The 12,940-nt window shown below is 70.1% G+C and carries 12 protein-coding genes; 3 read left to right on the forward strand and 9 right to left on the reverse strand.

Features of this window, described 5'->3' with window-relative positions; translation table 11 throughout:
* Positions 1 to 56: 56 nt before the first annotated feature.
* Together AC5Y36_RS18885 and AC5Y36_RS18890 are read right to left on the reverse strand one after the other, a co-directional pair.
* Positions 57 to 857, reverse strand: a complete 801-nt coding sequence (locus AC5Y36_RS18885) for a dienelactone hydrolase family protein (protein WP_500042474.1) — start codon at positions 855 to 857, stop codon at positions 57 to 59.
* A gap of 10 nt (positions 858 to 867) precedes the next feature.
* The gene (locus tag AC5Y36_RS18890; protein WP_500042475.1) at positions 868 to 1,494 is read right to left on the reverse strand and encodes a DUF4245 domain-containing protein; all 627 of its coding nucleotides are present in this window, start codon (positions 1,492 to 1,494) and stop codon (positions 868 to 870) included.
* Between the two features lie 66 nt (positions 1,495 to 1,560).
* On the opposite strand from AC5Y36_RS18890, the gene glpX reads away from it, so the two are divergent.
* Together glpX and AC5Y36_RS18900 are read left to right on the forward strand one after the other, a co-directional pair.
* On the forward strand, positions 1,561 to 2,586 hold the full coding sequence (glpX, locus tag AC5Y36_RS18895; protein WP_500042476.1) for a class II fructose-bisphosphatase: 1,026 nt from the start codon (positions 1,561 to 1,563) through the stop codon (positions 2,584 to 2,586).
* Between the two features lie 23 nt (positions 2,587 to 2,609).
* A complete protein-coding gene (locus AC5Y36_RS18900; RefSeq protein WP_500042477.1) occupies positions 2,610 to 4,007 on the forward strand; it encodes a class II fumarate hydratase in 1,398 nt (465 codons plus the stop codon).
* Between the two features lie 2 nt (positions 4,008 to 4,009).
* On the opposite strand, the gene AC5Y36_RS18905 is transcribed toward AC5Y36_RS18900, so the two are convergent.
* The 3 genes from AC5Y36_RS18905 to AC5Y36_RS18915 all read right to left on the reverse strand — a co-directional run bounded on the left by AC5Y36_RS18905 (position 4,010) and on the right by AC5Y36_RS18915 (position 7,559).
* A complete protein-coding gene (locus AC5Y36_RS18905) occupies positions 4,010 to 4,405 on the reverse strand; it encodes a PIN domain-containing protein (protein WP_500042478.1) in 396 nt (131 codons plus the stop codon).
* Positions 4,402 to 4,629, reverse strand: coding sequence for a type II toxin-antitoxin system VapB family antitoxin (locus AC5Y36_RS18910; protein WP_500042542.1), 228 nt, complete (start codon positions 4,627 to 4,629; stop codon positions 4,402 to 4,404). Before AC5Y36_RS18910 ends, AC5Y36_RS18905 begins: the two co-directional genes overlap by 4 nt.
* Positions 4,630 to 4,781: 152 nt before the next feature.
* Positions 4,782 to 7,559: a hypothetical protein gene (locus AC5Y36_RS18915; RefSeq protein WP_500042479.1), complete on the reverse strand. Its 2,778-nt coding sequence runs from the start codon at positions 7,557 to 7,559 to the stop codon at positions 4,782 to 4,784.
* A gap of 395 nt (positions 7,560 to 7,954) precedes the next feature.
* Here AC5Y36_RS18915 and AC5Y36_RS18920 point away from each other — a divergent pair, with 395 nt between their 5' ends.
* On the forward strand, positions 7,955 to 8,863 hold the full coding sequence (locus AC5Y36_RS18920; protein ID WP_500042480.1) for a hypothetical protein: 909 nt from the start codon (positions 7,955 to 7,957) through the stop codon (positions 8,861 to 8,863).
* A gap of 28 nt (positions 8,864 to 8,891) precedes the next feature.
* On the opposite strand, the gene AC5Y36_RS18925 is transcribed toward AC5Y36_RS18920, so the two are convergent.
* From AC5Y36_RS18925 to phoH2, 4 genes are all read right to left on the reverse strand, one after another.
* Complete coding sequence (locus AC5Y36_RS18925) at positions 8,892 to 9,476, reverse strand: TetR/AcrR family transcriptional regulator (protein WP_500042481.1); 585 nt, start codon at positions 9,474 to 9,476, stop codon at positions 8,892 to 8,894.
* 13 nt (positions 9,477 to 9,489) lie between these two features.
* Positions 9,490 to 10,446 carry an oxygenase MpaB family protein gene (locus AC5Y36_RS18930; protein ID WP_500042482.1) on the reverse strand — a complete coding sequence of 319 codons (957 nt, stop codon included), beginning with the start codon at positions 10,444 to 10,446 and terminating at the stop codon, positions 9,490 to 9,492.
* Positions 10,447 to 10,592: 146 nt separating this feature from the next.
* Complete coding sequence (locus tag AC5Y36_RS18935; protein ID WP_500042483.1) at positions 10,593 to 11,471, reverse strand: polysaccharide deacetylase family protein; 879 nt, start codon at positions 11,469 to 11,471, stop codon at positions 10,593 to 10,595.
* A gap of 90 nt (positions 11,472 to 11,561) precedes the next feature.
* The gene (phoH2, locus tag AC5Y36_RS18940) at positions 11,562 to 12,893 is read right to left on the reverse strand and encodes an RNA 5'-3' helicase PhoH2 (protein ID WP_500042484.1); all 1,332 of its coding nucleotides are present in this window, start codon (positions 12,891 to 12,893) and stop codon (positions 11,562 to 11,564) included.
* Positions 12,894 to 12,940 lie beyond the last annotated feature (47 nt).

Raw genomic sequence — 12,940 nt, forward strand, 5'->3', positions numbered from 1 at the left:
GGCCACAATCTCGGTCTCAGTACACGTTCGGCGCAATGGCGCACCAGGGCGGCCGGTCACTTCAACCGTTCGGTGAGGAAGGCCACCACCCGTTTGCGCGCCTCGTAGGCCGGGTGGCCGTCCACCTCGCGGACCTCGTCGGTGAGCACCGAGTGCGCCATCCGGGTGAATCCGTGCGCGTTGCCCGGCGACGAGTCGATCTCGATCACTTCGAACGCGTCGCCGAGCCGCTCGCGCAGTGTGACGAATCGGTCCCCGGGGGCCATCCTGTCCTCGCTGAACCGCAGACCCAGCGCGCACAGGCCGTCGTTGGCCACCCGGTCGGCGATCACGCCCAGCTCGACGTCGGAGAGCCCGGGGTCGCGGCGCTGCTTGAGCGTCAACGCAATCGGCACCGACGGCTGGCTGAGCACCGGGGCCAACACGGCATCGTCGACCGCGGCGGCCAGCGCGAAACCGCCGGTGAAGCACTGGCCGATCACCCCCACACCCTTGCCCGGGGTCTTGTCGTTGAGGTCGCGGGCCAGCGCCCGCAGGAACTGGGACACCGGCCGTTGCCGGTTGGTGGCGAACGCCGCGAATTCGCGGGTCACGCAGGCGCGGGCGATGGTCGCCACGGCGTCCACGCTGAGCCGCGGCGCACCCGGTGTGCCGAACAGGGAGGGCATCGCGACGGTGAACCCGTTGTCCACCAGGTGATTGCCCAGGGCCAGCACCCCGGGGTGGATGCCCGGAATCTCTGGGATCAGCACCACGCCGGGGCCCTCGCCCTTGCGGTACACGTCGTGGGTGAATCCGCCGCCGGTGAAGGGCGCCACGTCCCATCCGCTCAGGTCGGCCTCGGGTGCTGCGGTCATCGATCCCCCGTCATCGCTTCGCTGGGAGTGGTGGCTGCGACTGGGTCGCCGCGGCCAGGGTGCGGAACTGCTCGGTGTTGCCGGCGCCGGTGATGGCCAGCTGCGTCGCGCCGCCGGGGCTGCTCAGCCGGGTGGTCCAGACCGGTTCGGAGTCCCCGGTGTAGACCACCCAGCGGGTGCCGTCGACGTCGACGGTGCCGCTGGGGTGCATCGACGGGTGAATCGAGGCGACCAGCTTGTCCTCGTCGGCGTTGCTCTGGGTCAGGCTGACATACATTCCGGTCGGGCTCAGGTAGCCGACGGTGGAGGTCACCGCCCGCAGCCGCTGACCGTTGGCCGGGTCGGCGCGGCCGTCGGTGATGCCACCGCGGCCCCCGGAGTTGGGCTGCCACCCGTCGGGCAGCTGCGGCAACCGGATCGGGAACCCGAACGTCTCGGCGTCCGCCCGCAGTGCGGCGACGGCGTTGTAGGACGGCGCAGGCCCGGTGTTCCCCGGCATGAACGAACACATGCCGACCAGGCCGGCCAGCAGCACGCAAGCCACCACCAGCGGCGCCAGCGACCAGAACATGTCCCGGCCGTCCTGCAAGAGCCGTGGCTTGGCCGGCCGGGGTGCGGGCTGCGGCTGTGTGGTCACCCGACCAGTATCCCAGCCAGCATCCCAGCTCCGGAGCGGTGATGGGCTTCTGGGACAATCTGCTGCATGACTTCCCGACGTGAGGCTCCGGACCGCAACCTGGCCATGGAGTTGGTGCGGGTCACCGAGGCCGGCGCCATGGCCGCCGGGCGCTGGGTGGGCCGTGGCGACAAAGAGGGCGGCGACGGCGCCGCTGTCGACGCGATGCGCGAGTTGGTGAACTCGGTCTCGATGCGCGGCGTGGTCGTCATCGGCGAGGGCGAGAAGGACCACGCGCCGATGCTCTACAACGGCGAAGAGGTCGGCAACCAGGACGGACCGGACTGCGACTTCGCCGTCGACCCCATCGACGGCACCACCCTGATGAGCAAGGGCATGCCCAACGCCATCTCGGTGCTGGCGGTCGCCGAGCGCGGGGCGATGTTCGACCCGTCGGCGGTGTTCTACATGAACAAGATCGCGGTCGGTCCCGAATCCGCCCACGTGCTCGACATCACCGCGCCGATCGCCGACAACATCAAGGCCGTCGCCAAGGTCAAGGACCTCTCGGTGCGCGATATGACGGTGTGCATCCTGGACCGGCCGCGACACCGCCAGCTGATCTCCGACGTGCGGGCCACCGGCGCGCGGATCCGGCTGATCACCGACGGCGACGTGGCCGGCGCGATCTCGGCGTGCCGTCCCGACTCGGGCACCGACATGCTCGCCGGTATCGGCGGCACCCCGGAGGGCATCATCGCCGCCGCGGCAATCCGCTGCATGGGCGGGGCGATCCAGGCCCAGCTGGCCCCGACCGATGACGCCGAACGGCAGAAGGCGATCGACGCCGGCTACGACCTGGACCGGGTGCTGACCACCGAGGACCTGGTATCCGGTGAGAACGTGTTCTTCTGCGCCACCGGGGTCACCGACGGCGACCTGCTCAAAGGGGTGCGCTACTACCCCGGCGGCTGCACCACCCAGTCGATCGTGATGCGCTCCAAGTCCGGCACCGTCCGGATGATCGAGGCCTATCACCGGCTGTCGAAGCTCAACGAGTATTCGGCGGTCGACTTCACCGGCGACTCCAAAGCCGCCTATCCGCTGCCCTGACCCTGCGAACACAAGGACCCTGCATGGCCGAAACCGAGTACCGCATCGAGCACGACACCATGGGCGAGGTCCGGGTGCCGGTCAACGCGCTGTGGCGCGCCCAGACCCAGCGTGCGGTGGAGAACTTCCCGATCTCGCACCGCGGCCTGGAGCGCACCCAGATCCGGGCGCTGGGGCTGCTCAAGGGTGCCTGCGCGCAGGTGAACAAGGACCTGGGCCTGCTGGCACCGGAGAAGGCCGACGCGATCATCGCCGCAGCCGCCGAGATCGCCGACGGCCGCCACGACGACCAGTTCCCCATCGATGTGTTCCAGACCGGTTCGGGAACCAGCTCGAACATGAACGCCAACGAGGTGATCGCCTCGATCGCGGGCGCGGCCGGGGTCACGGTGCACCCCAACGACGACGTGAACATGTCGCAGTCGTCGAATGACACCTTCCCGACCGCCACCCACATCGCGGCCACCGAAGCCGCGGTGCGCCTGCTGATTCCGGCGTTGGAGGTGCTGCACGACGCGCTGGCCGACAAGGCCACCGAGTGGCGCACCGTGGTCAAGTCCGGGCGCACCCACCTGATGGACGCGGTGCCGGTCACCCTGGGCCAGGAGTTCTCCGGGTACGCCCGCCAGATCGCCGCCGGCATCGAGCGGGTGCAGGCGACGCTGCCGCGGCTGGGCGAGTTGGCGATCGGCGGCACCGCCGTCGGCACCGGCCTCAACGCGCCCGACGGCTTCGGCCCCAAGGTGGTCGAGGTGCTGGTCGCCCAGACCGGGGTCACCGAACTGCGCACCGCCATCAACTCTTTCGAAGCCCAGGCCGCCCGCGACGGGCTGGTCGAGGCGTCCGGTGCGCTGCGCACCATCGCGGTGTCGCTGACCAAGATCGCCAACGACATCCGCTGGATGGGGTCGGGCCCGCTGACCGGGCTGGGCGAGCTGCAGCTGCCGGACCTGCAGCCGGGCAGCTCGATCATGCCCGGCAAGGTCAACCCGGTGCTGCCCGAAGCGGTCACCCAGGTAGCGGCCCAGGTGGTCGGCAACGACGCCGCGGTCGCCTGGGGCGGCTCGGCGGGCGCGTTCGAGCTCAACGTCTACATCCCGATGATGGCCCGCAACCTGCTGGAGTCGTTCACGTTGCTGGCCAACGTGTCCCGGCTGTTCGCCGAGCGCTGCGTGGTCGGCCTGACCGCCAATGTCGAGCACCTGCGGGAGCTGGCCGAGTCCAGCCCGTCGATCGTGACCCCGCTGAACTCGGCGATCGGCTACGAGGAGGCCGCCGCGGTGGCCAAGGAGGCGCTCAAGGGTCGCAAGACCATCCGCCAGACGGTGATCGACCGCGGACTGATCGGCGAGAAGCTATCCGAGGCCGAGCTGGACAAGCGCCTGGACGTGCTGGCCATGGCCAAGGTGAAAGACGCCTAAGGTCAGCCCAGCTCGCGTGCCTGAAAACCGGGCCGCACCTCGCTGATTCGCGCATAGTCGCGATCACGGTGCAATACACCGGCTCCGTGATAGATCGCGGTTTCGGCAATGAACAGGTCCGGCAGCGGCGTGCGATGCCACATGCCCCGATGGTGAGCCAGGTCGTGCTGCAGCCGGCGGACCCGTTGGAAGATGTCCGACGGTGCGGCCAAGACAGGGTAGGCGCCACGTAGCGAACTGCGTTGACTGTCGTAGTCGGCGGCAGACCGCGCGGCGTACAGCCATTCCAATTCACCGATCTCGCAGATCGCGAGGTCGGCCAGGTCGATATCCGGCGGCGGCGACTGCCCTGCCAGCAGCCGCACATGTGCGCTTTTGTCGAGTATCCAGGCGCTCATTGCCACGCCTGGTCGGCGAGCAGCGTATCGACGTCGACCTGCGTCCCGGCGCGCGCGATGTGGTCGGCGATCCGTTGGCGGCGGGCCCGCTTTTCCGCGTCGGCATCTGCCACGAGGCGGCGCAGTGCCTCTTCCACCGTGGATCGAAGTGTCTGCCCGGTTACCGACGTTGCGGCGCGCACCAAATCCTCGTCCAACTCGATCGTTGTCCGCCGCAGCGCAATGCATACATATTACGGCGGGTATGTACATGGGCCTTGACGTCATCCACATAGTCGTGACGGCGGCGCATCTTCGCGAGCCGGCTCTCGGACGACTGACACCGAAAACGCCTGAGGCGGCTCCGAAGGGAGCCGCCTCAGGCGTTTTTGCGTTTCTAGCCGCCGGGGGTCGGGGCCGGGGTCGGCGTTGCCGACGGGGGCGGGGTGAGGTCGTCTTGGCCTTCTGACCCAGGTGTTCCGACGGTGCCGTTGGTCCCGCCGGTTCCGCCGGCGCCACCGTTGCCGCCGGTGTAGCCGACCTTGGTGCCATCACCGCCGAGGCCGCCAACTCCGCCCTTACCGCCGGTCGACCCGGTGCCGCCAGCGCCGCCGGCACCGCCCTTACCGCCGGTGGCGTCAGTGTTGGTGCCGGCACCGCCATTGCCGCCGTTGCCGCCGGACCCCAGGTTGCCGGCGCCGCTTGCAGCGTTACCGCCGGCTCCACCGGCCCCGCCGGTGCCGCCGCCCGAGCCCGCACCGCCGTCGCCACCCTCGCCGCCGTTCGAGGTCTTGCCATTACCTCCGGCACCGCCAGCACCACCCTTGCCGCCGACACTGTCCGCGCCTGTGCCGTTACCACCGGCGCCGCCGTCGCCGCCACCACCGAGGTTGCCCGCGCCGGTGCCCGCGTTGCCCCCGGTGCCGCCAGCGCCGCCCGTGCCGCCGTCACCGTCACCGTTGCCGCCGTTGCCGCCGTTACCGGCCTTGCCACCGACGCCCCCGTTACCGCCGTTGCCGCCGTGGCTGCCCTCGCCGGTTCCTTTGCCGCCGTCGCCGCCCGCGCCGGCAGGTTGATCGTTGACGTTGCCGGGCGCTTGCCCAGTACCCGAGCCGTTGCCGCCGAAGCCGCCGTCGCCGCCATTGCCCCCGACGCCGCCGTCGACACCTTGACCGCCGTCGCCGCCCGCGCCACCGTCGGCGCCTTTATCCGGGTTGAGGCCGAAGCCGCCGGTGCCGCCGGAACCGCCATTGCCGCCGGTGCCGCCTGTTACGCCGTCAGCGCCATTACCGCCGAGACCGCCGTCGCCGGCGGGTCCGGCCGAGCTACCCGCGCCGCCGCCACCGCCGCCACCGCCACCGCCACCGAGGGCGCCGGTCGTGACATTGCCCGTACCACCGGTGCCGCCATAGCCGACTGCGCTGTCGCCGGTGCCGACCGTGCTGTTGACGCCGCCAATGCCCCCGGCCTGTCCTGCTGCGCCGGAGCCGCCGTCGCCACCGATGCCGCCATACCCGCCGTGGGTACCGCCCGCACCGCCGGTGCCGCCGGTACCGCCGAAGCCACCGGTACCGGTGTCGGCATTAGCGCCGGTACCGCCGGCGCCACCATTGCCGCCGAGTCCCGCGGTGCCCTGGCCGCCATCGCCGCCGTCGCCGCCGTCACCCGCAATACCGGCGGCGGCCGTGCCGCCGTTACCACCGATACCACCGTTGCCGCCGTCCCCGGCGCCCTTACCACCGGCACCGCCGCTGCCACCGTCGCCGCCTGCAACCGAGCCCGTAGAGTTGGCGCCGTTACCACCGGCACCACCGCTGCCGCCGTTTGCGTTCTCGCCCGTGCCTTCGCCGCCGGCACCGCCATTGCCGCCTCCGCCTGAAGCACCCTTTTCGGAGACGGCGCCGTTAGCACCGGCACCACCGTTGCCGCCGCCGTCATTGCCGTTCCCGCCGGCGCCGCCGTTCCCGCCGTTGCCGGCGGTGGCCGAGCCGACCGCTCCGGCGCCGCTACCGCCGGCACCGCCATCGCCGCCCTTGCCGGCGCCATCGAAGCTGTTGCCGCCGGCACCACCGGCACCGCCGTTGCCGCCATTGCCCGACACCGCGTGGTTCTGCCCGTCGGACGCCAGCCCGCCAGTGCCACCGGCACCACCGTTACCGCCGGCGCCACCGGCGACACCCCCGTGACTGTCGGCGGTGCCGTCAGCACCTACGTAGCCCGCTCCGCCGTCACCGCCATTACCACCCTTACCGGGTGCGCCGTACAACTCGCCGGAGTTACCGGCATTGCCGCCGGCGCCACCGTTGCCGGCCGGGTTTGCGGCGTCCACGCCGGTGCCGCCGTTACCGCCATTACCACCGTTACCACCGACGCCGAAGAAGCTCCCGACGCCATTACCGCCGTTGCCGCCGGCCGCTCCATCGTTGCCGGCAAGTCCCGCGCCGCCGTCGCCGCCATTGCCCCCGAAGCCCATGAACGTGCCGCCGGCCCCGCCGTCACCGCCGGCAACACCCGTGGGGAAAGTGGTGGTGGTATCGGCGGCACCGTCGGTGCCGGTAGTGGTCTCGGTACCGACACCGCTACCACCGGCGCCGCCGTTGCCGAAGGCCCCGGCAGCCCCACCGTCGCCGGCGAGCCATTGCGAGGTTGGATCGTCCGCGTCAGCGAGGCCCGAGTAGCCGGCACCGCCGTCGCCGAACCACTCTCCGCCGGCACCGCCATTGATGTGGTCAGCGGTCCCGGCGGCACCGTCGCAGATGTAGCCGCACGCGTCGCCGGTGTAGGACCCGTTAATCCAGTTGATGAGCCAGCTGTTGGCGTCGTTGTTGATCCAGGCCTCGATGCTGGTGTGGATCGGGTTGTAGATCAGCTGGTAGATCAACACGGTCGGGTCGGTGCTGGTGGAGGCGAGCGGCTCTGCCGCCGCCAACGCCGACGCCGCACCGGAATCCGCGGATCCGCCCCACAGCGTGTCGAAGTCGAAGGCGCCGTGGTCCCAGTTCCCGGGCTCGAACAGCGCACCCAAATCGAAGCTTCCGGCGGGGTCCGCCGACCAGGCCGCCGGGTCGAACAGGTCGGTGATCCAGTCGAACTCGTCGGCCTGCGCCGCGGGCGCCGGGGCCAACGGGGTCATCCCGAACGCCGCGACCGCTGCGGCAGCCGCACCCAACCCCACGACACGACTACGACCGCGCCGCCGCGCCTGACGATTTCCCTTGCTGCTGCGGTTTGCGGCCATCGGTGCCGGGTTCCCTTCGGATGACGTGGCGCCACGAAGTGACGCAATGCGGGCGCATTTTATGCCTGGCGTGAGCCAAAGCCAAGGATGTGCTGAACAGGCTTCCACGTATCCAACCCCGCCAAGGGAAAATGAGCAAAATTGACGCACTTGTACACCGGTGTTCGCGGTGAACTCCACGTGGCGTGGTCTCAGGCGCGCACAGCATCAGCCGAAAGCGCCGTCGAATCGTGATCGACCGGGGCTCGATCGGGGTGAGGACAACGCGGCATACTGCACGGAACGCGGCCGGCGCGTCGCGGCGGCCCCCAAAAGCAAAGGCTGGTTCAGCGATGACGGTTCCCCCCGGCGGCGACCCCTACGGTCAGGATCCCTCCGGCGCGAACCCGTATGGGCCGGGCCCCTACCCGGGCGGCCCGGCCCAGCCCGGCCCCTACCCGCCGGGCCCCTACCCGCCCGGCCCGCAGGGGCCCTACCCGCCCGGCGGCTGGCCGGCCGGCGCGTACCCGCCGGGACCGCCGCCCAAGGGTCCCCGCTCACCGCTGCCGTGGTTGATCGGCGTCGGTGTGGTGCTGCTGGTGGTCATCGGCCTGGTGGTGTTCCTGGCGGTGAACCGCAGCCACGGCGGCGGCTCGACCGCCGCAAGCCCCAGCCCCAGCGCGACCGCACCGTCGGGCAAGGCGTCGCCGGGCCCCTCGGAACAGACCGCGACCGACTGCACCGACAACGTCTCGGGCGGAATCCCCACCAACGGCGGCGATATCAGCGCCGGCGCACTGTCCTTCCCCGCCAGCGCGGCACCGGGATGGACGATGTTCGGCGACGACACGCTGCCCAACGCCATCGACGCACTCGGCGTGGCCCACGAGGTCCCCGGCGCCAGCAAGTGGATCATGCAGGCCGAGGTCGCCGAGTCCAACTTCGTGACCAGCATGGACCCCGCGGCGCAGGCGTCGAAGTTCTTGACCTGTGTGGCCGACGGACCCGGCTACGCCAACGCCGACCCGTCGCTGGGGCCCAGCAAGTCTTCGTCGATCAAGGTCGACGGCACCGAGGCCGCCCGGGTGGACGCCGACATCACCATCGGCGACACCTCCCGCAGCGTGCCGGGTGACTCCGTCGTGGTGATCGCGGTCAAGACCACGCCGGTCACCATCTTCTTCGCCGCCTCGCCGATCGGCGACTCGGGCTCGCGCGCCATGATCGACACGATCATCGCCGCGCTCAAGGTGAAGAAGTAGGCCCCGGCCCCCGGCCCCCGGCCCCGGCTCAGCGCACCAGCGGCGCCAGGTAGTGGCGCGCGTAGCTGCGCACCGCGGCGTCGTCGTGCACATCGAGCACGCTGGTAGGCACCTGCGCGATCGAGCACGCCGTCCGGATGTGCAGTTCGGCGACGGCCCGCAGGTCGGCGTCGGGCATGGTGGCACCGGCGGCGCGCAGCGCCTTGGCCATCGCGGTGGCCGCGTTGTCGAGAAACACCTCAGCCTGTTGATACATCCCGCTCAGCGAGGTCAGGTCGTCGTCGAGGCGCAGGAACTTGCGCATCACCGGCTCGCTGGTCAGCAGGCGAAGACCTTCGCGGAAGGCCGCGACCGCCGCCTCCTGGGGGCCGGAGTCCATCGCGACGGTGCGCAGCCGCGCCATCGCGAAATCGAAGGTGCGGCGCCCCAATTCGGCCATCAACGAATCCCGGCTGGGGAAGCGGCGATACAGCGTGCTGCGGCTGACCCCGGCCTGGCGGGCGATGACGTCGAGGCTGGCGCGCCCGACACCGACGAGCGAGACCTCCTCGGCGGCCGCCTTGAGGATGGCGTCCTCCTGCTCGCCGGGACTGGCGGTGCTTCGTCTGGGCATTGACGGAAGTATGTCAGCCGACCGGACAGCCGGGCGGCGCGAACGAGTCCAGCGCCACCGAGCGGTGCAGCCGGACCAGCTTCTCGTACTGCAGGCGGTTGTATGCCAACGGCACCAGCACCAACCGGTCCGGCAGCACCCGCCAGGCCAGCTGGGTCAGCCGGGTGTAGACGCCGAATTCGACATCGTGGTGGGGCTGCCACTGGAAACCGGTCAGCTTACGCACACCGGGGTGCATGATCCCGAACGAGCAGACCTTGACCACCCGCCCGGCCCCGCTGCGCACGACCCGCCACAGCGGCGTGATCGCGACCCGCACCGGCGCCGGCACCGCCGAGGGCAGCGGCAACTTGGTCAGCCCGGCGGTCACCCGGTCCAGGAACGGGTTGCCCTGCAGCTCGGTCTGCACCACCTCGTCGTAGTAGCGCACGGCATCGGGGTAGGTCGCCGGCAGCTTGGCGGACTTGCCCGGCAGCTCGATCGCCCGAAAGGCGTGCACGAGTTGCTGGTAGGCGGCCTCCTGCTCGGCCGCCGAGAGTTCGATGCCGGTGACCGGGGTGAACGAATGCAAGATCACGAAAATCCCGCTGACCGCAATCCAATTCCACAGCGGAGGACTCAGCGCGCTGTAGCGGACCCCGGCGAAGTCGCCGGTGCCGAAACCGCGCACGTCGCGGTGCAGCGACTTGAGCCGCTCCCCCTCGGCGGCGCGGTCGTCGACGTCACCCCAGATCGCCAGCAGCGCCGAGAATCCGCTGCGGATGCCGCGGTCGGTGAAGTTACGTTCGAAGCGTCCGGTCTTGTCCACCGCGGCGGCCACCGGCACCAGGGCGACCTCGTCGAATGCCGCGGCGCCGAACAGCCCGGAGAACACGCTGCCGGAATGCTTGCGGAACTGGGCCATCACCCGGGGACGGACGGCGCGGGCGTCGTGGTCGGTGTCGATCGGATGGTGCGCGACTGCTGTCATCGGACGACTCCTCTCGGAACGTTGACACAAAGATTACTTCTTTGTGTCAACGTGTCAAGAATGCTAGGGCCGAACAGACGCAAATGTGCCCAAAACACCGCGATTTGGAGCACATTTGCGTCTGCTCGCGCGGGGTCGGGCTGGGGCTACGCGCCGTTGTTGGGGCCGCCGGAGTTGGCGCCGGGAATGTCGGTGATCGGGACGTTCGGCATCGGCGGCGGCGACGGGGTGGCCGGCAGCGACGGGATCTGGTCGGGTGCGATGTCGTGCAGGTCGTTGGCCGGCGCGCCGTTGTCCCGCCCGCCGTAGACGCTGCCCGCCGCGCGCGGGCCCAGCAGCTGGCTCACGGTCACCAGGTGATAGCCGTTGGCTTTGAGCACCGGGATGAACTGGTAGACCAAATCCACTGTGGAGGAATAGGTGTCGTGAAACAGCACCACTGATCCCGGTTTGATCTGGGTCATCAGCACCTGGCGGCTGGCGGCGAGGTTGGCGTCGTTGATCCAGTCGAACGGGATGACGTCCCACAGGATCGCCGCCAGCCCGAGCTTGGCGGCCTGGGCGTTGACCGCGTCGTTGGTGAGCCCGCCGGCCGGTCGCCACAGCGTCGGCGCGTGCCCGGTGGCGGCGCGGATCGCGTCGTTGGCCTTGGACAGCTGGGCGGGGACGGCGCTCGCGGGGATCGTGGTCATGTTGGGGTGTTCGAAGGTGTGACTGCCGATCTCCATCCCGGCGTCGGCGATGCGTTTGGCGCCCGCCGGGTTGGCGGCCACCTTGTTGCCGATCAGAAAGAAGGTGGCCTTGGCGTCGTTGTCGGCCAGGATGCGCAGCAGCCGGTCGGTGTAGGGGCTGGGTCCGTCGTCGAAGGTCAGCGCCACACATTTGACCTGCGCACAGTCGGTGTCGGCTTCGGCGCGGCGCACGTGCCCGGTCAGCCCGCCGATCAGCAGGACCGCGACCGCGACCACCAGGCCCGCCACCATGCGCCAATACCGCCACGCCTGGTTGTCGGGTCGTTTGGCCACACCGGCAGCCTACCGGCGGCGTTGACGCTGCAGCCACGGCGACAAACTGCGAGTAGATGGCGCCGTGGGTGCAGAGTCAACGCGTAAGCATTAGCCGAGCTCGGGGCCGCTGATCTCCTCGAGCATCTCGGTGACCAGCGCCGCGATCGGTGAACGCTCGCTGCGCAGCAGCGTGATGTGGGCGAACAGCGGATGCCCCTTGAGCTTCTCGATGACCGCGGCCACCCCGTCGTGCCGGCCCACCCGCAGGTTGTCGCGCTGGGCCACGTCGTGGGTCAGCACCACCCGCGAGCCGGTGCCCAACCGGGACAGCACGGTCAGCAGCACGTTGCGCTCCAACGACTGTGCCTCGTCGACGATGACGAACGAGTCGTGCAGCGAGCGGCCGCGGATGTGGGTCAGCGGCAGCACTTCCAGCATGCCGCGGGAGAGCACCTCCTCGAGCACCGCGGGACTGGCCAGGCCCTCCAGCGTGTCGAACACCGCCTGCGCCCAGGGGCCCATCTTGTCGCTCTCGCTGCCCGGCAGGTATCCCAGCTCCTGGCCGCCGACGGCGTACAGCGGCCGGAACACCACCACCTTGCGTTGGGTGCGTCGCTCCAGCACCGCCTCCAGGCCGGCGCACAACGCCAGCGCCGACTTGCCGGTGCCGGCTTTGCCGCCCAGCGACACGATGCCCACCGATTCGTCGAGCAGCAGGTCCAGCGCGACCCGCTGTTCGGCGGAGCGCCCGTGCAGCCCGAAGGCTTCCCGGTCACCGCGGACCAGTTGCACCTGTTTGGCGGCGTTGACCCGGCCCAGGGCATGCGAGTTGCCGCCCAGCAGCCGAACCCCGGTGTGGCAGGGCAGATCCCGGGCCGCCGCCATATCGATCACACCTTCGGCGAACAGCGTGTCGATGTCCTCCGACGACGTCTCGAGCTCGGTCATGCCGGTCCATCCGGACGTGACGACGTCCTGGGCGTGGTACTCGTCGGCGGGCAGGCCCACCGCGGCAGCCTTGACCCGCAGCGGAATGTCCTTGCTCACCAACGTCACCCGCTTGCCTTCGGCGGCGAGGTTGGCGGCACAGGTCAGAATCCGGGAGTCGTTGCTGTCGGTGCGAAACCCGGCCGGCAGCACCGCCGGGTCGCTGTGGTTGAGCTCGACGTGCAGCATCCCGCCTTGCGTCCCAACGGGTATGGGCTGGTCGAGACGCCCGTGCTCCAGCCGGAGATCGTCGAACAGGCGCAGCGCCTGACGTGCGAACCAGCCCAGCTCATGGTGATGGCGCTTGGCCTCCAGTTCACTGATGACCACCAGGGGGACGACGACTTCGTGTTCGGCGAACCGGGTACACGCCCAGGGATCCGACAGCAAAACCGAGGTGTCGAGCACATAGGTCCGTAGGACGTCTTGGGCAACCGACGGCGAATCAGTCACGAGCGCTCCTGCCTCGCGCGGCCCCGCGCGAGCCTGTCGACGGGGGC

Source organism: Mycobacterium sp. NGS50 (genome assembly GCF_059812545.1).